Annotated in this window: 22 protein-coding genes and 1 pseudogene; 12 read left to right on the top strand and 11 right to left on the bottom strand. The window is 71.9% G+C overall.

What is annotated here, in order from left to right; genetic code table 11:
• Window positions 1-29 precede the first annotated feature (29 nt).
• Both OG453_RS42595 and OG453_RS42590 read left to right on the top strand, forming a co-directional pair.
• Complete coding sequence (locus OG453_RS42595) at window positions 30-713, top strand: TetR/AcrR family transcriptional regulator (protein ID WP_266874165.1); 684 nt, start codon at window positions 30-32, stop codon at window positions 711-713.
• Window positions 710-1430: pseudogene (locus OG453_RS42590) on the top strand (SDR family NAD(P)-dependent oxidoreductase). The gene OG453_RS42595 and the pseudogene OG453_RS42590 overlap by 4 nt, the downstream one beginning before the upstream one ends.
• 39 nt (window positions 1431-1469) lie before the next feature.
• Here the strand turns inward: OG453_RS42590 and OG453_RS42585 are convergent.
• Together OG453_RS42585 and OG453_RS42580 are read right to left on the bottom strand one after the other, a co-directional pair.
• Window positions 1470-2039 (bottom strand): isochorismatase family protein, encoded by a 570-nt coding sequence (locus tag OG453_RS42585; RefSeq protein WP_266874365.1) that lies wholly within the window; start codon window positions 2037-2039, stop codon window positions 1470-1472.
• Between the two features lie 46 nt (window positions 2040-2085).
• Window positions 2086-3276 carry an amidohydrolase family protein gene (locus OG453_RS42580; RefSeq protein ID WP_266874164.1) on the bottom strand — a complete coding sequence of 397 codons (1191 nt, stop codon included), beginning with the start codon at window positions 3274-3276 and terminating at the stop codon, window positions 2086-2088.
• Window positions 3277-3461: 185 nt separating this feature from the next.
• On the opposite strand from OG453_RS42580, the gene OG453_RS42575 reads away from it, so the two are divergent.
• Complete coding sequence (locus tag OG453_RS42575) at window positions 3462-3761, top strand: YkvA family protein (protein WP_266874163.1); 300 nt, start codon at window positions 3462-3464, stop codon at window positions 3759-3761.
• Here the strand turns inward: OG453_RS42575 and OG453_RS42570 are convergent.
• Window positions 3732-4451, bottom strand: coding sequence for a DUF2470 domain-containing protein (locus tag OG453_RS42570; protein ID WP_266874162.1), 720 nt, complete (start codon window positions 4449-4451; stop codon window positions 3732-3734). The two genes, OG453_RS42575 and OG453_RS42570, sit on opposite strands and share 30 nt — an antisense overlap.
• Before the next feature lie 247 nt (window positions 4452-4698).
• Between OG453_RS42570 and OG453_RS42565 the strand changes: the two genes are divergently transcribed.
• Window positions 4699-5547: a fumarylacetoacetate hydrolase family protein gene (locus tag OG453_RS42565; RefSeq protein WP_266874161.1), complete on the top strand. Its 849-nt coding sequence runs from the start codon at window positions 4699-4701 to the stop codon at window positions 5545-5547.
• 57 nt (window positions 5548-5604) lie between these two features.
• Here the strand turns inward: OG453_RS42565 and OG453_RS42560 are convergent, their stop codons facing one another.
• Both OG453_RS42560 and OG453_RS42555 read right to left on the bottom strand, forming a co-directional pair.
• Window positions 5605-6237 (bottom strand): MBL fold metallo-hydrolase, encoded by a 633-nt coding sequence (locus OG453_RS42560; RefSeq protein WP_266874160.1) that lies wholly within the window; start codon window positions 6235-6237, stop codon window positions 5605-5607.
• Entirely contained in the window at window positions 6237-7322 is a 1086-nt protein-coding gene (locus OG453_RS42555; RefSeq protein ID WP_266874159.1) for an S-(hydroxymethyl)mycothiol dehydrogenase, read from the bottom strand. The genes OG453_RS42560 and OG453_RS42555 overlap by 1 nt, the downstream gene beginning before the upstream one ends.
• A gap of 148 nt (window positions 7323-7470) precedes the next feature.
• Between OG453_RS42555 and OG453_RS42550 the strand changes: the two genes are divergently transcribed.
• The gene (locus tag OG453_RS42550) at window positions 7471-8253 is read left to right on the top strand and encodes an ABC transporter permease (RefSeq protein ID WP_266874158.1); all 783 of its coding nucleotides are present in this window, start codon (window positions 7471-7473) and stop codon (window positions 8251-8253) included.
• Between the two features lie 33 nt (window positions 8254-8286).
• Window positions 8287-8778 carry a glutathione peroxidase gene (locus OG453_RS42545; RefSeq protein WP_266874157.1) on the top strand — a complete coding sequence of 164 codons (492 nt, stop codon included), beginning with the start codon at window positions 8287-8289 and terminating at the stop codon, window positions 8776-8778.
• A gap of 262 nt (window positions 8779-9040) precedes the next feature.
• Here the strand turns inward: OG453_RS42545 and OG453_RS42540 are convergent, their stop codons facing one another.
• Window positions 9041-9940 carry a helix-turn-helix domain-containing protein gene (locus OG453_RS42540; RefSeq protein WP_266874156.1) on the bottom strand — a complete coding sequence of 300 codons (900 nt, stop codon included), beginning with the start codon at window positions 9938-9940 and terminating at the stop codon, window positions 9041-9043.
• 96 nt (window positions 9941-10036) lie between these two features.
• On the opposite strand from OG453_RS42540, the gene OG453_RS42535 reads away from it, so the two are divergent.
• Window positions 10037-10831, top strand: a complete 795-nt coding sequence (locus tag OG453_RS42535; protein ID WP_266874155.1) for an NAD(P)H-dependent oxidoreductase — start codon at window positions 10037-10039, stop codon at window positions 10829-10831.
• 21 nt (window positions 10832-10852) lie between these two features.
• On the opposite strand, the gene OG453_RS42530 is transcribed toward OG453_RS42535, so the two are convergent.
• Entirely contained in the window at window positions 10853-11680 is an 828-nt protein-coding gene (locus OG453_RS42530) for an NAD(P)H-binding protein (RefSeq protein WP_266874154.1), read from the bottom strand.
• Between the two features lie 150 nt (window positions 11681-11830).
• On the bottom strand, window positions 11831-12517 hold the full coding sequence (locus tag OG453_RS42525) for a restriction endonuclease (RefSeq protein ID WP_266874153.1): 687 nt from the start codon (window positions 12515-12517) through the stop codon (window positions 11831-11833).
• 220 nt (window positions 12518-12737) lie between these two features.
• On the opposite strand from OG453_RS42525, the gene OG453_RS42520 reads away from it, so the two are divergent.
• Complete coding sequence (locus OG453_RS42520) at window positions 12738-13913, top strand: D-alanyl-D-alanine carboxypeptidase family protein (protein WP_266874152.1); 1176 nt, start codon at window positions 12738-12740, stop codon at window positions 13911-13913.
• A 9-nt stretch (window positions 13914-13922) separates the two neighbouring features.
• Here the strand turns inward: OG453_RS42520 and OG453_RS42515 are convergent, their stop codons facing one another.
• The 3 genes from OG453_RS42515 to OG453_RS42505 all read right to left on the bottom strand — a co-directional run bounded on the left by OG453_RS42515 (window position 13923) and on the right by OG453_RS42505 (window position 16173).
• Window positions 13923-14654 carry a siderophore-interacting protein gene (locus OG453_RS42515; protein WP_266874151.1) on the bottom strand — a complete coding sequence of 244 codons (732 nt, stop codon included), beginning with the start codon at window positions 14652-14654 and terminating at the stop codon, window positions 13923-13925.
• A gap of 93 nt (window positions 14655-14747) precedes the next feature.
• Window positions 14748-15638 carry a serine protease gene (locus OG453_RS42510; protein WP_266874150.1) on the bottom strand — a complete coding sequence of 297 codons (891 nt, stop codon included), beginning with the start codon at window positions 15636-15638 and terminating at the stop codon, window positions 14748-14750.
• Window positions 15639-15759: 121 nt separating this feature from the next.
• Window positions 15760-16173: an SsgA family sporulation/cell division regulator gene (locus tag OG453_RS42505; protein WP_266874149.1), complete on the bottom strand. Its 414-nt coding sequence runs from the start codon at window positions 16171-16173 to the stop codon at window positions 15760-15762.
• A gap of 207 nt (window positions 16174-16380) precedes the next feature.
• Between OG453_RS42505 and OG453_RS42500 the strand changes: the two genes are divergently transcribed.
• From OG453_RS42500 to OG453_RS42485, 4 genes are all read left to right on the top strand, one after another.
• Entirely contained in the window at window positions 16381-17892 is a 1512-nt protein-coding gene (locus tag OG453_RS42500) for a sigma-70 family RNA polymerase sigma factor (RefSeq protein ID WP_266874148.1), read from the top strand.
• Between the two features lie 108 nt (window positions 17893-18000).
• Window positions 18001-19539 carry an ATP-dependent DNA ligase gene (locus tag OG453_RS42495; protein WP_266874147.1) on the top strand — a complete coding sequence of 513 codons (1539 nt, stop codon included), beginning with the start codon at window positions 18001-18003 and terminating at the stop codon, window positions 19537-19539.
• A 122-nt stretch (window positions 19540-19661) separates the two neighbouring features.
• A complete protein-coding gene (locus OG453_RS42490; protein ID WP_266874146.1) occupies window positions 19662-20147 on the top strand; it encodes a TrkA C-terminal domain-containing protein in 486 nt (161 codons plus the stop codon).
• Between the two features lie 4 nt (window positions 20148-20151).
• Window positions 20152-21414, top strand: coding sequence for a cation:proton antiporter (locus tag OG453_RS42485; RefSeq protein ID WP_266874145.1), 1263 nt, complete (start codon window positions 20152-20154; stop codon window positions 21412-21414).
• Window positions 21415-21441: the final 27 nt, after the last annotated feature.

Genomic DNA, 21441 nt, shown 5'->3' with positions numbered 1-21441 from the left:
TGGGACGCGACGGGTGCACAGTCGAAGACATGAAGGCGACGAAGTCCACGGAATCCACGGATTCGACACCCCGCGCACCGGCCCCCGGCCGGGCGGGCGAGGACCGCAGGCAGCGCAAGGCCCGGCAGGCGCGGGAGGCGCTCGCCGACGCGGCGATCGACCTGATCCTGGAGCACGGCCTCGCGGCCGTCACGGTCGAGGCCATCGCCGAGCGCGCCGACGTCACGCGCCGCACCTTCAGCCGCCACTTCGGCGGCAAGGAGGCCGCGGCGCTCGACTTCACCCGCGCCGACGGCGACCGCATCAACGCGGCCCTGCGCACCCGCCCCGCCGACGAGCCCCCGCTGGCCGCCTACCGGGCGGCCGTCCAGGACTGGCTCGCCGATCCCGAGACGCCGGGATGGCACCGCCGCCCCCGGACGCGGGCGCTCCTCGCGCTCGTCGACACGGAACCTGCGCTGTTCGCCGCGTACGAACGCGTCCGGGTCGACGCCCAGGACGAATCCGTCCGGATCATCGCCGACCGGCTCGGCACCGAACCGGTCCGGGACCAGCGCCCGGCCGTGATCGTCGGCGCCGCCGCCGGGGTGCTGACCGCCGCCCTGCGCAGCTGGGCGCGCGGCGGGCACGCGGACGACGAGGACCTCGCCGCGCATGTGGAGCGGGCCTACGACGTCCTCACCGGGGAGGCCGCCCTCGCGGGACCGCTCTGATCACCGGCGCCGCCTCGGGCATCGGCCTGGCCACGGCCCGTCGCGTCGGCAGGGGCGGAGCGAATGTCGTCATCGCCGACTACAACGCCGAGGGCGCCGAGAAGGCCGCCGCGCAGCTGCTCGCGGAGGACATCAAGGCCGCCGCGGTCGCCGTGGACGTCACCGAGCCGGCGTCGGTCGAGGCCGCCGTGAAGTTCGCCGTCGACACGTTCGGCGGGCTCGACCTCGCGGTCAACAACGCTGGCATCGGCGGGGAGAGCAAGCCGACGGGTGAGTACGACATCGACGTCTACAACCGCGTCGTACGCACGAATCTGGACGGCGTCTTCTACTCGATGCGCCACGAACTCCCCGCCCTGGAGGCCGCGGGCGGCGGCGCCATCGTCAACGTCGCCTCGATCCTCGGCTCCGTCGGCTTCGCGGGCTCCCCCGCCCATGTCGCCGCCAAGCACGGCGTCGTGGGCTTCACGAAGACGGCCGCCGCCGAGTACGCGGCCAAGGGCATCCGCGTGAACGCGGTCGGCCCGGGCTTCATCGAGACCCCGCTCCTGCAGAACATGGACAAGGAGGCGTACGACGCGCTGGTCTCCCTGCACCCGGCGGGCCGCCTCGGTCACGCCGAGGAGGTCGCCGAGCTGATCGCCTTCCTGCTCTCGGAGCGCCTCGTTCATCCACGGCAGCTATCACCTGGTGGACGGCGGCTACACCGCCCGCTGATCCCGCTCCCCCTGCCAGTGTCTACATCTACGTCTACGTCTACGGCTTGGTGAAGTCGACGTCCTGGGCCCTCGCGACGATCTCGACCTCGTCGCCGAGGGCCCATTCGGCGACCCGCGACACCATCGCCGCCGGGACCGTGTCGCTGATTCCCTCCGCGGCGGGGATGTCGTACGTCGCGTGCGCGTCGTGCGGCATGACGACGCGGAAGTCGAGTTCGAGGGCGGTGCGCGCGGTCGCGAGGACGCACATCTCGGACTGCACCCCGCAGATGGCGAGGTCGCGCACGCCCGCATCCGTGAGCAGCTCTTCGAGCCCGGTCTCCTCGAAGCCGTCGTCGATGGTCTTGCACAGCACGGTCTCGCCCCGGTCCGTGTCCACGGGGAGGTGGATCTGCCAGCCGGGAGTGCCGGGTTCGTCGACGGACCCCGGCTCGCCGTCGTTCTGCAGCTGGATGACGAGGGCGCCTGCGGCGCGGGCCCGCGTGATGAGGTCGTTCGTACGGTCGAGGACGCGGGCCGCTTCCGGTACGGCGCCGTCGCCGGAGACGAAGGCGGACTGCATGTCGACGACCAGCAGGGCCTGAACGGGCTTCGTGGCCCCGTCCATGGACTGCATCTTGTCTATGGGCTGCTCTAAAGGCTGCGTCTTGTTCTCAGTCACGGTCCACCATCTTGCCTTCCGCCATCACCAGTCGTACGTCCCCCAGGGCCTCCACGCCCTTGAGCGGGTCTCCGCGCACCGCGATCAGGTCGGCCCGGTAGCCGGTCGTCAGGCGTCCGACGTGGTCGGCGATGCCCAGGGCGTCGGCGGCCTCCGTGGTGGCCATGTCGATGACGCGCTCCGGTTCGATGCCCAGGTGCTGGTAGAAGCCGAGGCTCTGGGCCAGGCCGTCGCAGCCCGCGCGCTGGACTCCCGCGTCCGTCCCCGCGATCAGGCGGGCGCCGTGTTCCGCCATGGTCCGCACCTGGTCGAACATCGCCTTGGCCCGTTCGGCGCCGAAGAACATGGGCAGCATCCGCCAGTTGGGGCTGACGGTGGGGCAGATCCGGATGCCCTTGGCGACGATGGCGTCCAGGACGTCCTCGCGCAGGTCGAGGCCCTTGCGGGTCATCCAGGTGCAGTGCTCGATGGTGTCGACGCCGGCCATCACGGCGGCCACGATCCCGGCGGTCCCGTGTCCGTGCGCGGCGACCGGCAGCCCGGCCCGGTGCGCCTCGCGGACGACGGCACGGATCTCGGGGGCGCCGAACTGGGCCTGCCAGGTGGCGGGGCCGCCGTGGGTGAGGCCGCCGCCGGTGGCCATCACCTTGATGACGTCGGCGCCCAGTTCGGCGTTGCGGCGTACCAGGGCACGGATCTCGTCCTCGCCGTCGACCTCTCCGCCGAGGAACCAGCAGTGGCCGCCCTTGGTGGTCAGCGGTGTGGTGGCGGCGACGATCCGGGGGCCTGGCACGGCGCCGCCGGCGATCGCCTCGCGCAGCCGCAGGGTGAGGCGCCCCCGGTCGCCCAGGTCGCGCACGGTGGTCACGCCGCTGTGCAGGAACTGGCGCGCCCGCTCCTCCATCGCGGCCATCAGCGTGCGGTCGTCGTGGGCGTCCAGGACGGCCACGGGGTCCTTGCTCGCGTCGAAGACCAGGTGGACATGGGCATCGATGAGGCCGGGCAGCACCGTGGCGTCGGGCAGCGCACAGCGCCGCGCCCCGTCGCGCACCAGCGGCTCGACAGCGGCGCGGGGCCCCGCGGCGACGATGGCCGCGCCGTCCGTCAGTACGGCGCCGTCCTTGACGCACTGGCCACGCGGCCCGGTCAGAACCCGCCCTGCCGTGATCAACGTCTGGCTCATCTCGACCTTTCCCACAAGGAGTTGGCGGAGCCGGCGGTGCTTGCCGGGTTCCATCGTCCGTCATGGGAGGGCGGAAGGGGATGTTCTGGCGGCCGTCCCGATGTGGACGCCGTATGCACGCGCTGTCCGGCGGGGGCGCATAGCCTGGGGCGGAGCGCCCCTCTCAGGACGGAGGTCAGGGTCTGATGAGCACGGAAGTCACGGTCCTCCTCATGGCCGCCGGGGTCCTGGCGGCCGCCACACTTGCGGTCGCGGTCGCCCTGCTCGTACGCCTGGTCAGGGCGCGCCGCAGGCTGCGCAGGGCGGGGTTGCCGGTGGAGCGTCAGTGGGTGTTCTGGGGTGCGGTCGCCTATCTCGTCCTGCCCGCGGATCTGCTGCCCGATCCGGTGTTCCTCGACGACATCGGAGTGCTCGCGCTCGCGCTGCGGTCGATGCGGAAGGAACTGACGGCGGGCTCAGGACTCGGGAGTCGCGGGGCGCAGTAGCGGGCGGCGCACGTGCCGGGCCTTGGTCAGCAGGATGTGCATGCGCTCGGTCACCTGGGAGACGTCCTCGACGGGCTCGTCGAACGACAGCCGCACATCGGCCTGGCTGCGTGCCCGCTCCAGGCGCAGGGTGAGGCCGTACTGGTCGATGGCGAGCGGGCGTACGCGCACCACTCCGTTCAGGCTGTCGGCGTGGACCAGCCGGGTCAGCTGCTCGACGGCGTCCTCGTGCGCGTCGGCGAGGTGGGTGAGAAGGCGCGCCTCGGCCTCGGCCAGCGGGTCGGGGGCCGTCACGGCGAGCTCGTCGAGGCCGATGCCGATCCGCTCGCCGGTGGCGTCGTGCAGCACGGCGCAGGTCGGCGCGAAGACGAAACGCTCGCCGTCGGGCACGAGCGACCCCGAGAGCCACAGCCGGGCCCGGATCCGGTCCCTGACCGGCACCGGGGAGACATCGGCGAGCTCCAGCAGGGTGGACGGCTCCCCGCGCGGCGCGCAGATCATCGCGGTCGCCAGTGCGCTGTCCCGCGGCGGGACCAGCAGAACCGTCCCGTCCGCGCCGACGCTGTGCGCTCCGACGAGTTCGTCCCTGCCGATCTCGGTGGTCACCGCGCAGGACCACGCGGTGGCGAGCAGGGAACGCGCGCGTGCCGCTGCGGTGGGCAGGGTCGTGCTGATGTGACGGACACCCATTCGTCAACCTCCATTAGGTAAGCCTTGCCTAACTTATCGGAGATCAAGAGTGGGTGCCACCAGGCGGGGCCGACTTCCACCTCGGGGATGCCCGTCGGGCACGGTCGCGTGTGGGCAGCGGCTCGGGGCGAACGCGATCTCCGAGGTCCTACGCCTGTTCCACGGGCTGCCGCCGATGCAGGCTGTGGGGGCGACCACCACGATCCCCCGACCGCGATCTCCCTTACCGCACAGGAGAGTTCACCCCATGCGTCTCATGCGCATCGGCGAGCCCGGCCGCGAACGGCCCGTCCTCGCCTCATCCGACGGCCGGCATCACGACCTCTCGTCCGTGACCCGCGACATCGACGGCGCCTTCCTCGCCGCCCTGTCGGACGACCCCTCGCTCGTGCCCGACGCCTCCGGCCTGCCCGAGACGGACATCACCGGGCAGCGCGTCGGTGCCCCGATAGCCCGCCCGTCCGCCGTGCTCTGCATCGGGCAGAACTACGCAGCCCACGCCGCCGAATCGGGCTCCGAGCCGCCGGAGGAGCCGATCCTCTTCTACAAGGCGCCGAACACCGTCATCGGTCCGTACGACGACGTCCTCATCCCGCGCGGCTCGAAGAAGACCGACTGGGAGGTGGAACTCGCCGTCGTCATCGGGCGGCGGACCTCCTATCTGGACTCGCCCGCCGACGCGCTCGCCCATGTCGCGGGCTACGCCGTCAGCAACGACGTCTCCGAGCGCGCCTTCCAGCTGGAGCAGTCGGGCGGCCAGTGGTCCAAGGGCAAGAGCTGCGCCACGTTCAACCCGCTGGGGCCCGTCCTGGTGACCGCGGATGAGGTGGGCGACCCGCAGGGCCTGCGCCTGCGGTCCTACGTCAACGGGGACGTCCGGCAGGACTCCGTGTCCGCCGACATGATCTTCGGGGTCGCGGAGCTCGTGCACCATCTGTCGCGGTATCTCGTCCTCGAACCCGGCGACGTCATCAACACCGGTACGCCACAGGGCGTCGCGCTGTCCGGGCGCTTCCCCTATCTGGGCGCCGGCGACGTGATGGAGATGGAGATCTCGGGCCTCGGCCGGCAGCGCAGCCGCTGCACTCCCGCGTGACAGGGAAATCGGCCGGCGGCGAGCCCCGTGCAGCACAGGTCCCGCCGCCGTGCCCGCTCAGTGACCGCGGGCGATCCACTCCTCCAGGTGCGGCGCCTCGGCGCCGATCGTCGTGCTGTCGCCGTGACCGGTACGCACCACGGTTTGCGGCGGCAGCGTCAACAGCCGGTCCCTGATCGAGTCGACGATCGTCGGGAAGTCGCTGAACGAACGGCCCGTCGCCCCAGGACCGCCCGCGAACAGCGTGTCGCCGGTGAAGACGGTGGCAAGGTCCGGCGCGTACAGGCTGACCGCGCCCAGGCAGTGGCCCGGGGTGTGCAGGACCTTCAACTCCGTGCCCGCCACGGACAGTTCCTGTCCGTCGGTGAGCTCGCCGTCGGGGGCGCGGTCGGGGTGGGTCTGCTTCCACAGCTCCGCGTCGGCGGGGTGCAGCAGGATCGGCGCGCCGGTGCGGGCCGCGAGTGCGGGGGCCGCGTCGATGTGGTCGTCGTGGGCGTGCGTGCACACGATCGCGACGACCCTGCGGTCCCCGACGGCGGCCGCGATGGCGTCCGCGTCGTGCGCGGCGTCGATGACGACGACCTCGCTGTCGTCACCCACGATCCATACGTTGTTGTCGACGTCCCAGGTGCCGCCGTCGAGGGAGAAGGTCCCGGACGTGACGAGGTGGTCGATGCGAGCCGCCGCCATCAGAAGACCACCACCGAACGCAGGACGTCCCCGTGATGCATCCGCTCGAAGGCCTTCTCCACGTCCTCCAGGGCGATCGTCTCGGAGACGAACGCATCCAGGTCGAGCCGCCCCTGGCGGTAGAGGTCGATGAGCATCGGGAAGTCGCGTGAGGGCAGACAGTCCCCGTACCACGACGACTTGAGCGCGCCGCCACGGCCGAAGACGTCGAGCAGCGGCAGATCGATGCGCATCTCCGGTGTCGGCACGCCGACCAGGACGACCGTGCCCGCCAAGTCACGGGCGTAGAAGGCCTGTTCGTACGTCTCCGGGCGGCCGACCGCCTCGATGACGACGTCGGCGCCGTTGCCGCCGGTCAGCTCGCGGATCGCCTCGATCGGGTCCGCCGTGCGGGAGTTGACGCTGTGCGTGGCGCCCAGGCTCTTGGCGGTCTGGAGCTTCTTGTCGTCGATGTCCACCGCGATGATCTTCGCGGCGCCGGCGAGCCGCGCGCCCACGACCGCCGCGTTGCCGACACCGCCGCAGCCGATGACGGCGACCGAGTCGCCCCGGCCGACCTCGCCGGTGTTGATGGCGGCGCCGAGCCCGGCCATCACGCCGCAGCCGAGAAGTCCGGCCGCGGCGGGCGATGCGGCCGGGTCGACCTTGGTGCACTGGCCGGCGGCGACGAGGGTCTTCTCGGCGAAGGCGCCGATGCCGAGCGCGGGCGAGAGCTCGGTGCCGTCCGTGAGGGTCATCTTCTGCTTGGCGTTGTGCGTGTCGAAGCAGTACTGCGGGCGGCCGCGCAGACAGGCGCGGCACTGACCGCACACAGCACGCCAGTTGAGGATCACGAAGTCGCCCGGCGCGACCTCGGTGACGCCGTCGCCGACCGACTCGACGACGCCCGCGGCCTCATGGCCGAGGAGGAAGGGGAAGTCGTCGTTGATGCCGCCCTCGCGGTAGTGCAGATCGGTATGACAGACGCCGCACGCCTGCACCTTCACCACGGCTTCTCCCGGGCCCGGGTCCGGCACGACGATCGTCTCGATCCTTACCGGCTCGCCCTTCGCGCGGGCGATCACGCCCTGTACCTGCTGCGCCATGAGGTCAGCCCTTCTTTCTTCGGCATCTTTCGGCATCACATGTTCCTCGGGCATCCTCACATCCTGGGCACTCCCTCGACGACCCGCTCGCGCAGGTTGCGACGGCCGATTCCGATCTCCTGGGCGCGCCGCCGCCTAGGGTGGGCGGGTGCGTGATCTCGCTGCTCAGGCCCTGCTTCCGGTCAATGCGACGCTCGGCGCGGCGCTGCTCGTGCTGCTCCTTGTCGCGGCCGCGACGGCCGCCGTGTTCCGACTGTCCCCCGACGGCTCGTACGGCAGGGCGCGCGAGATCGTGGTGGCCGGGGTGCGGGCGGCCGCGCAGCTGGGCGTGGTGTCCCTGGCGATCGGCTGGGTGATCCATCACCTGGCGGCGCTCTTCGCCTTCCTGCTCCTGATGTTCGCCGTCGCCGCCCGGACCGCGGGGCGGCGCATCACCGAGAACGGCAGCTGGTGGTGGGCGGCGCTGCCGATCGCCGGTCCCGTCGTCCCGGTGGTGACCGGCCTGACGCTGGCCGGGCTGCTCCCGGTGCGGGGCATCGCCATGATCCCGGTGACCGGCATCCTCATCGGCGGTGCGCTGACGGCGACCGTGCTTGCCGGCCGCCGGGCCCTGGACGAACTCCGGGCCCGCAACGGCGAGTTCGAGGCGGGCCTGGCCCTCGGCCTGCTCGCACGGGACGCCCGCCTGGAGGTGATCCGCCCCGCCGCCTCGGACGCCCTGCTGCCCGGACTCGACCAGACCCGCACGGTGGGCCTGGTCACGCTGCCGGGAGCGTTCGTCGGCATGCTCCTGGGCGGCGCGTCTCCCGCCCTCGCGGGCGCGGTGCAGCTTTTCGTGCTGATCGCCCTGATGGCGGTCCAGGCGATCGCGGTCGCGGTGACGGTCGAGCTGGTCGCCTGCGGCCGGCTGAACCGCACGGAGGCGGCGTGAGCGGCGCCGGGCCCTGAGCGTAGGCTCCCAAACATGTCTGTCTACGAGAATGCCGAGATCGCCGCCCTCCAGGGTGGCCCCGCGAACCTGGACCAGCACCTGGGCAAGGCGGTCCTGATCGTCAACGTCGCCTCCAAGTGCGGTCTGACCCCGCAGTACGCGGGCCTGGAGCGACTGCACGCGCAGTACGCCGCCCGCGGCTTCACCGTCCTTGGCGTCCCCTGCAACCAGTTCATGGGCCAGGAGCCCGGCACCTCGGAGGAGATCGCCGAGTTCTGCTCGGCGACGTACGGCGTGACCTTCCCGCTGACCGAGAAGGTCGACGTCAACGGCGATGCCCGCCACCCGCTGTACGGCAACCTCGTCGGCACCGCCGACTCCGAGGGGCACAGCGGAGACATCCGCTGGAACTTCGAGAAGTTCGTCATCGACGCAAGCGGATCGGTCGTCGCGCGCTTCTCCCCGCAGACCGAGCCGGACGCGCCCGAGGTGCTCGCCGCGATCGAGGCGAACCTGCCGAAGTAGTCGGCGAATGCGGCCGTCTGCCCTGCTGTGCGGCAGGGCAGACGGCTCGCGTCGAAAGTCCAGAGATCAGAGTCGGTGCAGGCAACGTGGTGCTCTGGCCGCTGAGCTACGCCGACCCGAAGTCGACGACGGGATTCGAACCCGCGACCGCCCCATTTACAGTGGAAGTAGCCCGCCCCTGCGCACCTGGACAACTCCACCGTAGCGATCACCGCGCACAGTGGCACCAGGTTTTCCGCGCGGCTGGGGCGCTACGGCTGGATCAGCTCACGGCGAGGGCGGCGAGTCCGGCGAGGGCGGTCGCCTCCGCGCTGTCCTCGTCGGCGCTGAACACGTGCACCACCAGACCCGTCTCGCCGGGTGCGGCCGGTACGTGCAGGGTCTCGAAGTTCAGCGTGAGCAGCCCGGCGGCCGGGTGCCGCAGGCGTTTGCGGCCCGCCGCGCACATCACGACCTCGCCGCTGTCCCAGATCCGCCGGAACTCGCCGCTGGCCGCGGTCAGTTCGGCGATGAGCGCGGCCAGTTCCGTGTCTTGCGGGTAGCGGCCCGCGGCGACGCGCAGCTGGCCCACCGCCTCCGCCGCACGGTCCTCCCACTCGGGGTGTACGAGACGGGACGCGGGGTCGAGGAAGAGGAATCTGGCGTTGTTCCGGTCGCGGCGGGCCGGGTCGGCGAGGCCGCCGATCAGTTCGGCGCCCAGGGGGTTCCAGGCCACCACGTCGAGGCGGTGGTCGGTCGCGAAGGCGGGGAAATCGCCCAGGGCGTCCAGGATCCGTCGCAGCAGGGGGCTGACCCTGGCCGTGGGCGGAGGCTCGCGACGGGCGGCGGCCAGTGTGGTGAGGTGCGCGCGCTCCGCCGTGCCGAGGCCGAGCGCCCCGGCGAGCGCGTCGAGCACCTCGGCGGACGGCTGGGTGGCCCGGCCCTGTTCGAGGCGTACGTAATAGTCCACGCTGATCCCGGCCAGCTGGGCCAGTTCCTCACGGCGAAGCCCGTGCACCCGGCGGCGGCGACCGCCGGTGAGCCCCACGTGCTCCGGCGTCACGCGCCCCCGCCGGGCCCGCAGAAACCCGCCGAGGTCCCGCCCCGTGCCGCCGGTCCCGCCGCCGGTGCCGCCCATGTCGTCCTCGCCGTTCACACCGCTCACACCGCTCACGCCGTTCATGGGCCAAGTATGCGTGGCCCTGGCAGTACCAGGATCGGCGTTCCGAGGTCGAACAGGGTGCTGGCTGACCGGGGCGCGCCCGGAGATCGTGGCTCCATGAACACCACCACGCCGCCCCGCCCGAAGAAGATCCTCGTCGTCAGCGCCCACCCCGAACCCCGTTCGCTCAACGCCTCCTTGGCCGCCTTCGCGGTCGACGAACTGCGCGCGGCGGGGCACGAGGTGCGGGTCTCCGACCTGTACGCGATGAAGTGGAAGGCGACGGTGGACGCCGACGACTTCTCCGGTCACGCCGGGGATCAGCGACTGCATGTGATGGCCGCCTCCGAGCGGGACACGTTCGCCGACCGTCTCTCGTCCGACATCGCGGCGGAGCAGGAGAAGGTGCGCTGGTCGGACGCGGTGATCCTGCAGTTCCCGATGTGGTGGTTCTCGGTGCCCGCGATCCTGAAGGGCTGGATCGACCGGGTGTTCACCAGCGGGTTCGGCTACGGCCCTGCGGTCCCGCCGCCCTACAGCGAGGGCGTCCTCGCGGGGCGGCGTGCGCTCGTGTCGGTGACGCTCGGCGCCCGTGAGTCGTCGTTCTCCGACCGGGGAATCCATGGCCGGCTCACGGACGTCCTGTATCCGCTGCAGCACGGGCTGTCCTGGTTCACCGGCATGGCACCGCTGGAACCGTTCGCCGTGTACGAGGCGAACGAGCTGCCCGATGAGCGGTTCGCTGCGGCGAAGCGGGAGTTCGGGCGCCGGCTCGACGGCCTCTTCACCGACGAGCCGGTCCCCTTCCGTTCGCTCGTCGGCGGCGACTACGACCACGACATGCGCCTCCTTCCGGGTGTGGAGACACCGGGGACGAGCGGCCTCGATCTCCATGTCCGCCCGCGCGGCTGATCAAGTCACCGCCGTGTGCCGCTACTTGAAGGCGGCGGCGTTGCGCGCCGCCCACTCGGCGAAGGGCCGGGGCGGGCGGCCGAGGACCCGCTCGGCGTCGGGGCTCGCCCGCTGTTCGTCGGGCGAGGGTGAGCCCAGGATGGCGAGGGTGGCCTGCACCACCTGCTCGGGCATGAAGGCCAGCATCTGTGTCCGTGCCTCCTCCTCGTTCTGCTCCACAAACCCCACCGGCTCGCCGATCGCGTCCCCGATCGCCGCGGCCTGCTGCCTCGGCGAGACCGGGTCCGGCCCCGTCAGCACGTAGGTCGCACCGGCGTGCCCGGCCTCCCGCAGCGTGAGAGCGGCGACCGCCGCGATGTCGTCCGGGTCGATCACCGGCAGGGCGACATCGCCGAACGGCGCGGCGACCGTCCGGGTCGCGCGGACCGTCTCGGCCCAGCGGAACGCGTTCGAGGCGAAGCCGCCGGGCCGCAGCACCGTCCACTCCAGGCCCGACCGCTTGACGGCCTCCTCGTACGCCGGTGGATGGCGCAGCGTTCCGACGCCTTGGGAGGAGAGCAGGACGACCCGCCGGACGCCACAGGACCGCGCGGCGTCGAGGACGCCGTGCACATCGCCGTCGGCCAGCGTGAAGTCGCCGGACGTCAGCAGGAACAGGGCGTCCGCACCGTCGAGCGCGGGCTTGAGCCGCTCCGGATCGGCCACGTCCGCCCGCAGATGCCGCACTCCCGCCGGGACGTCCGTCTCCGACACCGCACGCGAGACGGCCGTGACCCGTTCTCCCGCCGCGACGAGTGCCTTGACAAGCGGCCGCCCGACATTGCCCGTTGCTCCGGTCACCACGATCATGTTCGCTCCCCATGGGTTGGTCTTTCTGCCCGTCCGCTGCGGACTTGAAGGAAGCTATCTGCGCCGGGGCATTAGGTACCTAGGGGAAAGTAATGGGGAACGGGCCTGATGGTGACCGGGATCACAGTCCGCGGAGGGTGGCCGGCGGCACTATCCGTACGTCCTCTTCCAGCGGGCCCGGTGCCGGCCGTCGCCCTGCCCCGCGGCGCTGACGTCGAGGATCGAATCCAGCGGGGTTCCGCTGTTCCACAGGCCCAGATGGTCGCGGTGCACGGTGGCGATCGAGTGCGTCGCCGCGAACGCCGCGGAGGGACGGCTGAACCGTGTGGTCGTCACGAAGATCGCCACATCGGCCCCGAAGTGCACGCGGGAGCCCAGAAGATCGCGCAGTTCACGGCTGGCGATGGTGCCGCTCGGGGCGTACCGCTTGCACTGGACGACCATGCTCCGGCCGTCCGGAAGCCGCCCGATCACATCGGCGCCCTGGTCGCCGGCGCCACCCACGCGGCGCACTTCGGTGCATCCGTCCCTGCGGCACAGCCCGGCGACATGCTCCTCGAAGGCGGTGCCGGTCATCACGTCCACATCCGCGAGGGTCCGGTGCCCCGCCCGTACCGCCTCGTGTTCGCGCCACTCGCGATCCCGCCCGCGCGCCATGCGGTCCGTGCGCCACAGCCACCACGCCACGGCTCCGAGGCCGCCGACGAGCAGCACGGCGGCCGCGTAGGGCCAGACCACCGACCAGAACACCACCACCAGGAGCAGCAGGGCGACGACCAGGGCGCCCGCCTCGCGCCGATTGCTCTCCGCCGTGCGCCGTCCCCGTCGAGCGGCCATCGGTGCCCCCTCCGCCGTCCTTGCCAAGGAGTGTGGGCAGAGAGTGCCGGTTCGGGAAGGGCGGCCGTTCGGCCACTGGCCGAAGCCGGCCCTCCCGGCCCTCGCGGCGGCCCTGACCGACGCCCGCCGGCCCCGGCCCGGCAGCGTCCCTCACCCCCCGATACATCCAGCCGGACCAAGCTGACCTGCGGACTTCTGGCCGTGCTCCTACGGTGGCTGAATGGCCATCAGGTACCTTCCGCGCTCCTCATCCGTCCGCACCGCGGCCCTCGCAATCGTTGCTCTGGCCCTCCTGCCCACACCCTTCGCGGCGGCCGCCACGGCCGAGCCCGCACCGCCCAAGCCGGTGCCCGCGTACTCCTCGACCCTGCTCGACCGGCCCGGCACCCAGGCCAAGCCGGGCGCCGGCGCACCGGCGCTGCCGGACGGCGTCTCGGCGCTGTCCTGGCTGGTGGCCGACGCCCGTACGGGCGAAGTGCTCGCCGCGCACAACGCGCACCGCCAACTGCCGCCCGCCTCCACCCTGAAGTCGCTCTTCGCCCTCACGGCCCTCCCCCACCTGGACGCCGCGGCCCGCCACAAGGTCTCCGCGAGCGAGCTCTCCGGCGTCGGTGACGGCAGCAGCCTGGTGGGTGTCGAGGCGGGCCGCAGCTACCGCGTCTCCGATCTGTGGCGTGGCGTCTTCCTCAGCTCCGGCAACGACGCCGTTCACGTGCTCGCCGAGCTGAACGGCGGCTGGCAGCAGACCGTCCGTCAGATGCGCGCCAAGGCCCGCGCCTTGGGCGCCCGCGACACCCATGTGGTCTCCCCCGACGGCTACGACGCGGCGGGGCAGGTCTCATCGGCGTACGACCTGGCGGTCTTCGGCCGGGCGGGTCTCGCGGACCCCGAGTTCGCCCGCTACTGCGCCACGCCGTTCGCGCAGTTCCCCCACGGCAACTGGTCCCATCCGATCCGGAACACCAACCGCCTGCTGACCGGCGCGGACGGCGTGGCACGCTACCCCGGCCTCATCGGCATCAAGAACGGCTACACCAGCCGTGCCGGCCACACCCTGATCAGCGCGGCGCAGCGCGGCAACCGCACCCTGGTCGTCTCCGTGATGAACCCTCAGGAGGGCGGCGGACACGCCGTGTACGAAGAGGCGCGGTGGCTGCTCGACTGGGGCTTCAAGGCCGCGGGGCGCGTGCAGCCGGTGGGTTCACTGCTGTCCCAGAGCGAGCAGTCGCGCACCGCGCTGGGTCCGGCCCCCGCCGCGCCGAGTCCGGAGTCCGACGACTCGGACTGGACCGCGATCCTCCTGGTCGGCGCGGGCTCAGCAGTGGTCCTTGTGGGTGCGGTGCTGATGATCCGGCGGCGGACGGCCCGCGCCTACCGCTCCTCCGGGCGCGATTAGCCGAGCCGGCTACCCCTTCTCCGGGCGCCAGTAGCCGAGCGCGTGCACGCGGTGCTTCGGGACGTTCAGCTCTTTGCCTACGTATGAGGCGAGGGCCCGGGTGGTCGTCGTGTCGCAGGTGATCCAGACGTAGACGTCGGCGGGGTCCTGGACCAGGGCGGGCAGTGCGGCCTTGACCTCGTCGACCAGATGGGCGCCGGACGCGCGCCGTTCCACCCGGTGCAGCTCGTGCAGGGCCGGGTCGAGGCGCAGGTCCAGGTCGTGGTCCTCGGCGTGCCGGGTCTCGAACCAGATCGTCGCCGGTACGCCGGGCAGGGCGGCCAGGAGCGAGTTGAGGGCCGGGAGTGCCGCCGTGTCGCCGATCGCCAGGAGCCGTGACGGCTGCGGTTGCGGCGCCTCGAAGCCGGTGCCCTGCAGCGTGGCCTCGATGGTGTCACCGGGGGCGGCCTTGCGCGCCCAGTCGCTGGCGCGGCCGTCGTGCAGGGCGAACTCCAGGCTGAAGGTTCCGCTGTCCGGGTCGGGGTTCACCAGGGTGTAGGCGCGCTGGTGGCTCTTGCCCGCGTGGTCGAACCACAGGCGCACCCACATCGTGGGATGCACCCCGGTCAGGGCGAGCATGCCGCCGTCCGTCAGGTGCAGGCGCCGGTAGTGCTCGGTGACGTCTTCGGTGCCGGTCACCGTGAACTCGAAGTCCTTGCCGCGGAACAGCTTGAGGACCACCCCCTCCCAGCCGTGTCCCATCGTGGTCCCCTCCCCTGAGCGACCTGAAGCCGTCGATAAGTTAGGGCAGCCTAACCTAAAACAGGGGAAGCGGAGAACGGGGCTCGGCACTGATCACAACTGCTGTGACCGCTTGAGGAGTTCACCCGCGGTGGCGCCCAGGACCTCGCCCTCCATGGCCGAACCGCCCTCGGCCGTGTCACCGAAACTGTTCACGGACACCAGCTTTCCCCGGCCCGACTTCTCGTCGAAGCCGGCCAGCCAGGGCCCGCCACTCGACCCGCCCTCCATCGGGCAGCGCACGCTCTGCTTGCCCTGGGGCGCGGCCGACGTGGTGCCCGCGCAGTACATCAGCCGCTCGCCGCGCCGCTCCTGGCTGTCGGGATAGCCGAAGACGGTCACCTTGCCGCCCGGCTTGCGGTCCACGGCCACGGCCTGCCCGCCGACCGTGTCGGTCAGCGACTTGCCCTTCCGCTGGTCCACCACGACGACGGCGACGTCGTTCTTGGCGCCTCGCTCCCAACTGCGCGGCATCACGGAGGCCCGGACCGCGAACACCCCGTATGGGCGCTTGCCCTCGCCGTATCCCGGCACGAAGACCATGTAGCTGTAGTGGTTTCCCGGAGAGGCGGGCAGTTGTACGCAGTGCCCTGCGGTCATCACCGCGGAATGGTTGCGGCTGCGGACCGCAGTGGCGGTGCAGTAGGAATCCTGGCCCTGCTCGTTGGTGAAGAAGAGCCGCCCGACCGTCTTCATCGCCGGGCCGCTCCAGGGCTTGACGGATGCGGCGTCGTGCCCGAGGTCGACATCGGCGGCGACCTTGCGCATCCGGTCGGCCGTCCAGTACCCGAGGGTCTCGCGGCGCTCTTCCGCGGTGAACCTCACCGTGGTGATCGCCGCCTCACCGCTCGCCGCCTCACCGCTCGCCATGCTGCCGGCCGTGTTCCCGGCGACGACGGCCACGACGGAAGCGACGGCCAGCGCGGGCGCAACCATCCGGTGCATGCCTTCCACCTCCGCACCAAAATGCGGAACTCATGGGCTTGAGACCCCCTGGAAACCGCCCCCGATACGACGCTAGGCGAGGGCCGGACGATCCGCCCGTCGAGTCCGGTGGGCTCGGCGTTCAGACCCCGCCCAGCAGACGCGCGAGGTTCCGGTCCAGGTCGAGCCCCGTCGCCTCGCTCCCCGCGCCGACGACGGCGTACGAGCGCAGCAGGAACCGCTGCAGCACGGCCCGGTCGAACTGCACCAGGGCCAGGCCCTGCGGCGCGTGGAACTCCAGGACCGTCCGCGCGCGACCGCACGGCCAGATGTGCACGTCACCGCTGCCCGCGGGGGCGCGCAGCCCCTCCTCGAGCAGCTGACGGGCGAAGATCCAGGTGACCTCCGCGCCGTCGAGGGAGGCCTCGGACGGGAAGGTGATCTGAGCGGCCAGGGGGTCGGCCGACGAGTACCGGAGGGTGACGGACAGGCCGCGCTCGCGCCCCTCCGGGGTGATCAGGCGGGCTCGGGCGGGCTGCTCAAGGATGACGGCCATGATCGGCTCCTCTTTCTCGTAAGGCTTCCGCTTCGCGGTCTGGTTCCTTCCGCGCCTGAACGAGTCCGCGGCGAGCGCGTGCATTACGGCGACACGCCAGGAGTTCCTGTGACCTACGCCACTCTCGCGTCATAAGTCAGACATTTCTGACCTAGGCTTTCGAACTCGTCCTAATCCCCCGCAGTGGAAACGGGAGAGTGCTCTGCCATGTCCGACGTCCCTGCCGAGGCCCCCGCCGACGGGCCGGTGACCGTGCCCGCCACGGCCGCCTACGCCCGCCTCTACCGGGAGGAACAGCCGCGCCTCGTCTCCTACGCCCGCTCGCTGACCGGCAACGCCTGGATCGCCGACGACCTCGTCGCCGAGGCGCATTTCCGCGTCTGGCGGCGGCTTTCGGCCGGGCACGAGATCGAGAACGTACCCGCGTATCTCATGACGACGGTGCGGCACCTCGCGGCCGCGGTGGGGCGCGGCGCGGCCCGCGAGACGCCACGTGACCCGCGGACGGTCGAGTCCGCGGAGCGGGTCGGCGTGCACTGCGACGGCGCGGACGATCCGGGCGACCGGGTCTCCTCCGTGGACCTGCTCGGCCGGGTCCTCGGCCAGCTGCCCGAGCGCTGGGTGAAGGCGCTGTGGCTCGCGGAGGCTGAGGGCCAGCCGCTGGAGGCGGTCGGGCGCCGGATCGGGGCCGGGCAGGGCGCGACCGCCGTGCTGCTACACCGGGCGCGCGAAGGGATGCGGCAGGCGTTTCTGCGCGCCCATCCCGGTACGCCGGAGGATCCCGCGTGCGAGCAGCACTGGGACCGCATACCCGGCCACATACGCGGCGAGGCATCGGCCCGGCAGTCCGAGCGTCTCCTTGCCCACCTCGACGGCTGCGCCGACTGCCGGGCCAGGCTCGCGCTGCTCGCCCGCGCCAACGACCGACTGCCGGCGCTGGTCGGACCGGCGCTGCTGATCTTCGTCCTGGGCGGCGCGGGCAAGTTCCTCGTGCCGCTGGCAGGGGCAGCGGGGGTCGCTTCGGCACCCGGCGGCCACGGCGGCTTCCTGCACGGCGTACGTCACGTCTTCACCGGCGGGGGAAAGCTCCCGGCCGCAGCGGTCGGCGTGGTCGGCGCTTCGGTGGCGGGGGCGGCCGTGGTGGCGGGGCTCGTGCTCGGCGGCTCCGGCAACGCGGCACCGCCGCAGCGGGCCACCGCGGTGGAGAGCAGGCCGGCCCAGCCACCGGCCGCGGAGGCGCCGGCGCCTCGCAGCGAGGAGCGCCCTGCGACTCCGGCCGAGAAGCCACCGCCCGCCCCGGCGGAACCGCAGGCACCGGCACCTCCGGCCGCACCCGCCGAGCAGGACGCCCCGGCAGAGGAGCAGTCACCCGCACCACAGCCACCGCCCCAGCAGCAACAGGCGGAGCCGGAAGCCCCGGCGCCCGCGGACCCGGCAGACCCGCCCGCACCGCCGACGCCTGCCGAACCGTCGGAACCGGCCGAACCGGTGACCCCGACGGAGCCGACCGAACCGGTCACTCCGACGCCTCCGCCCCCTGCACCGACGCCTACTCCGACCCCCACGCCGACACCGGTGGACCCAACTCCCCCTGTACCGACGCCCGTCGACCCAACCCCTCCCCCGGAGCCGACGCCGACACCGGTTGAACCCACACCGCCCCCGGAGCCGGTCTGCGAGCCCTGGATAGGGCCGACCTACATCTGCCACACCCCATGACAGAGGGGTGGCCGCCGGTCACCGGGCTAGGCGACCGCCGGTCACCGGGGACCCGCCACCCGGCGGAAAAGGTGTCAGGAACGGGTGCGACCGGGGAAAGGGAGACACATGCTCCTGGCCCGGCTAGCCCATGTGTCCCACTCGGTCGCCACGACCTCCGCCCGCTCGGGGAAGATCGCCCTCCTGGCCGATCTCTTCCGGGCCGCGGAGCCGGACGACGTCCCGGTCGTGATCCCGTATCTGGCGGGGCGGCTTCCGCAGGGGCGTCTCGGGATCGGGTGGAATCTGCTCAAGGACCCTGTCGAGCCCGCCTGCGAACCCACCCTGACCGTCCGGGGCACAGACGCCGCCCTCACCGCCATCGGTGCCGTCACGGGTCCCGGCTCCCAGGCCGAACGCAAGCGCCTCATCCGGGAGTTGATGGGCGCGGCCACCGCCGAGGAGCAGCGGTTCCTGTTCGGGCTGCTGACCGGCGAGGTCCGGCAGGGGGCGCTTGACGCCATCGCCGTGGAGGGGCTCGCTCGCGCCACGGAGGTTCCGGCCACCGCGGTGCGGCGTGCCGTGATGCTGGCCGGGGCGGTGAGCCCCGTCGCGCAGGCGCTCCTCGCCCGTGGGCCCGCCGCCCTTGACGAGTTCCGGCTCAGCCTCGGGCGGCCCGTCCTGCCCATGCTCGCGCACGGCGCCGCCTCCGTGGGCGAAGGCATCGACAAGCTGGGACCGTGCGCGGTCGAGGAGAAGCTGGACGGCATCCGCGTCCAGGTGCATCGCGACGGGGACGACGTACGTGTCTACACCCGCACCCTCGACGACATCACCGACCGGCTTCCCGAACTCACCGCTGTGGCAAGGGAGTTGAGGGGCGAGCGGTTCATTCTCGACGGAGAGGTGATCGCCCTCGGCGGCGACGGCAGGCCGCGCCCCTTCCAAGAGGTCGCGGGACGTGTCGGCTCACGCGTCGACGTGGCCACCGCGGCCGCCGAGCTGCCCCTCTCCCCCGTCTTCTTCGACGCCCTGTACGCCGACGGGCTCGACCTGCTCGATCTGCCGTGCACCGAGCGGCACGCACGCCTGGCCCGGCTCGTCCCGGAACCGATGCGGGTGCGCCGCACCGTCGTCGACGAGCCGGAGGACGAGGCCCGACGGCGGGACGCCGACGCCTTCTTCGCCGACACGCTGCGGCGCGGCCACGAAGGAGTCGTGCTCAAGGCGCTCGACTCCCCCTACAGCGCAGGGCGGCGCGGCGCGAGCTGGCTGAAGGTCAAGCCCGTGCACACCCTGGACCTCGTGGTCCTGGCCGCCGAGTGGGGGCACGGGCGGCGGACCGGCAAGCTCTCCAACCTGCATCTGGGCGCCCGGCGCGCCGACGGGACGTACGCCATGCTCGGGAAGACCTTCAAGGGCATGACCGACGCGATGCTGGCCTGGCAGACGGAGCGGCTGCGCGAGCTCGCCGTCAGCGACGACGGATTCCTCGTGACCGTACGCCCCGAACTCGTCGTCGAGATCGCCTACGACGGGCTGCAGAAGTCCACCCGCTACCCGGCCGGCGTCACGCTCCGCTTCGCCCGGGTCGTGCGCTACCGCGAGGACAAGTCGCCCGCTGAGGCCGATTCGGTCGAGACGGTGCTGGCAGAGCGTCAGCCATAGCCCTCCCCCTCTAGTCCTGAGGCGCGGCGGCTACCACCAAGTTCAGGCAAAGATCCGGCCGATAGGGTGACCTTAACGCTTTATTGACGCCCATTCGCATCAGCAGCATGAGAGGGAGAGCTGTGCCCGCATCACGCCTGAGCCAGACGCCGCTTCCAGGCATCGGCATCCGGTACGACCTGACCACCCGAGAACAGCGCCAGATCTCGGTGGTCGCGCACCGGGACGGCGCGCGCACCCTCAGCGCCTACCGTGCCGACGACCCCGACGCCTGCGCGCTCTCGCTGCGGCTGAGTTCCGGCGAGGCGGCCGCACTGATCGACGCGCTGATGCCCTCGCACCACAGCCCGAATCTCCTGCACACCACCGATCTGGGCCTGGTCGCCGAGCGCATCGAGATCGCGGGCACCTCGCACTGGAACGGGCGGCTGCTCGGCGAGACCCAGATGCGCACCGAGACCGGTGCCTCCATCGTGGCGGTCCTTCGCAGGGCCGAGGCCATCCCGTCGCCCGCACCGGACTTCCGCCTCTCGGGCGGGGACACCCTCATCGTGATCGGCACCCGCGAGGGTGTGGAGAGCGCCGCCGCGATACTCGGGCGGGAGTGATTCGATGCATTCGGCTGTCTTCCTGATCGAGTTCGGCGCGATCATCCTCGCGCTCGGCCTGCTCGGCAGGTTCGCCGGGCGGTTCCGCTTCTCCCCCATCCCCCTCTATCTGCTCGCGGGGCTCGCGTTCGGTGAGGGCGGGCTGCTTCCGCTCGGCGCCAGCGAGGAGTTCGTCGCGATCGGCGCCGAGATCGGCGTCATCCTGCTGTTGCTGATGCTGGGGCTCGAGTACACCGCGAGCGATCTGGTCAGCAATCTCAAGACCCAGTACCCGGCCGGTCTCGTCGACATGGGGCTCAATGCCGTGCCGGGCGCGATCGCCGCGCTCCTGATGGGCTGGGGTCCGGTCGCCGCCGTCGTCCTCGCGGGCGTCACCTGGATCTCGTCGTCCGGGGTCATCGCCAAGGTGCTCGGCGACCTGGGCCGGCTCGGCAACCGCGAGACCCCCGTCATCCTCAGCATCCTGGTCCTCGAAGACCTGGCCATGGCCGTGTATCTGCCCATCATCACCGCCCTGTTGGCCGGTGTCGGCTGGGCCGCGGGCAGTCTCACCCTCGCCATCGCGCTCGGCGCCGCGGGTCTGGTGCTGTTCCTCGCCGTGCGCTACGGGCGTGTGATCTCGCGCTTCGTGTCGAGCGACGACCCCGAGAAGCTGCTCCTCGTCGTCCTCGGACTGACCATCCTGGTCGCCGGGATCGCCCAGCAGCTCCAGGTCTCGGCCGCCGTGGGCGCCTTCCTTGTCGGCATCGCGCTGTCCGGCGAGGTCGCCGAGGGGGCGCACAGTCTCCTGGCGCCGCTGCGGGACCTGTTCGCCGCCGTGTTCTTCGTCTTCTTCGGTCTGCACACCGATCCTGCGAGCATTCCCCCGGTGCTGCTTCCCGCGCTCGCCCTCGCGGTCGTGACGGCCTGCACGAAGATCGCCACGGGGTACTGGGCCGCCCGCCGCGCCAAGATCTCCGTGAAGGGACGGTGGCGGGCGGGCGGTGCGCTTGTGGCGCGTGGCGAGTTCTCCATCGTCATCGCGGGGCTCGCCGTCACCGCGGGCATCGAGCCGTCGCTCGGCCCGCTGGCCACGGCGTACGTCCTGATCCTCGTGATCGTCGGCCCGCTCACCGCGCGCTTCGTGCAGCCGGTGGCCGCGCGGGTGGGTGGTGTCGTCTCGCGCCGCCGGGAGGCCGCCGCCGCGGTGGCCCTGCCGTCGCCCCGAGAGCCCGAGCGGGCGACCGAGGAGTCGCTCGACGGGCAGGGTACGAGCGGCAGGTCCTGACGCCCGCCTTCGGCCGGGTACGCGGCG

The organism is Streptomyces sp. NBC_01381 (genome assembly GCF_026340305.1).
In the GTDB taxonomy this organism is placed as follows: domain Bacteria; phylum Actinomycetota; class Actinomycetes; order Streptomycetales; family Streptomycetaceae; genus Streptomyces.
This window is presented reverse-complemented; position numbering and strand designations above follow the sequence as displayed.

Coding starts and splice junctions, on each gene's coding strand:
- OG453_RS42485 (WP_266874145.1), top strand. CDS start 20,152: ATGCATTCGGCTGTCTTCCTGATCGAGTTCGGCGCGATCATCCTCGCG.
- OG453_RS42565 (WP_266874161.1), top strand. CDS start 4,699: ATGCGTCTCATGCGCATCGGCGAGCCCGGCCGCGAACGGCCCGTCCTC.
- OG453_RS42530 (WP_266874154.1), bottom strand. CDS start 11,680: ATGATCGTGGTGACCGGAGCAACGGGCAATGTCGGGCGGCCGCTTGTC.
- OG453_RS42585 (WP_266874365.1), bottom strand. CDS start 2,039: ATGGACGGGGCCACGAAGCCCGTTCAGGCCCTGCTGGTCGTCGACATG.
- OG453_RS42500 (WP_266874148.1), top strand. CDS start 16,381: ATGTCCGACGTCCCTGCCGAGGCCCCCGCCGACGGGCCGGTGACCGTG.
- OG453_RS42510 (WP_266874150.1), bottom strand. CDS start 15,638: ATGCACCGGATGGTTGCGCCCGCGCTGGCCGTCGCTTCCGTCGTGGCC.
- OG453_RS42535 (WP_266874155.1), top strand. CDS start 10,037: ATGAACACCACCACGCCGCCCCGCCCGAAGAAGATCCTCGTCGTCAGC.
- OG453_RS42540 (WP_266874156.1), bottom strand. CDS start 9,940: ATGAACGGCGTGAGCGGTGTGAGCGGTGTGAACGGCGAGGACGACATG.
- OG453_RS42505 (WP_266874149.1), bottom strand. CDS start 16,173: ATGGCCGTCATCCTTGAGCAGCCCGCCCGAGCCCGCCTGATCACCCCG.
- OG453_RS42515 (WP_266874151.1), bottom strand. CDS start 14,654: ATGGGACACGGCTGGGAGGGGGTGGTCCTCAAGCTGTTCCGCGGCAAG.
- OG453_RS42555 (WP_266874159.1), bottom strand. CDS start 7,322: ATGGCGCAGCAGGTACAGGGCGTGATCGCCCGCGCGAAGGGCGAGCCG.
- OG453_RS42580 (WP_266874164.1), bottom strand. CDS start 3,276: ATGAGCCAGACGTTGATCACGGCAGGGCGGGTTCTGACCGGGCCGCGT.
- OG453_RS42575 (WP_266874163.1), top strand. CDS start 3,462: ATGAGCACGGAAGTCACGGTCCTCCTCATGGCCGCCGGGGTCCTGGCG.
- OG453_RS42495 (WP_266874147.1), top strand. CDS start 18,001: ATGCTCCTGGCCCGGCTAGCCCATGTGTCCCACTCGGTCGCCACGACC.
- OG453_RS42545 (WP_266874157.1), top strand. CDS start 8,287: ATGTCTGTCTACGAGAATGCCGAGATCGCCGCCCTCCAGGGTGGCCCC.
- OG453_RS42525 (WP_266874153.1), bottom strand. CDS start 12,517: ATGGCCGCTCGACGGGGACGGCGCACGGCGGAGAGCAATCGGCGCGAG.
- OG453_RS42595 (WP_266874165.1), top strand. CDS start 30: ATGAAGGCGACGAAGTCCACGGAATCCACGGATTCGACACCCCGCGCA.
- OG453_RS42520 (WP_266874152.1), top strand. CDS start 12,738: ATGGCCATCAGGTACCTTCCGCGCTCCTCATCCGTCCGCACCGCGGCC.
- OG453_RS42560 (WP_266874160.1), bottom strand. CDS start 6,237: ATGGCGGCGGCTCGCATCGACCACCTCGTCACGTCCGGGACCTTCTCC.
- OG453_RS42570 (WP_266874162.1), bottom strand. CDS start 4,451: ATGGGTGTCCGTCACATCAGCACGACCCTGCCCACCGCAGCGGCACGC.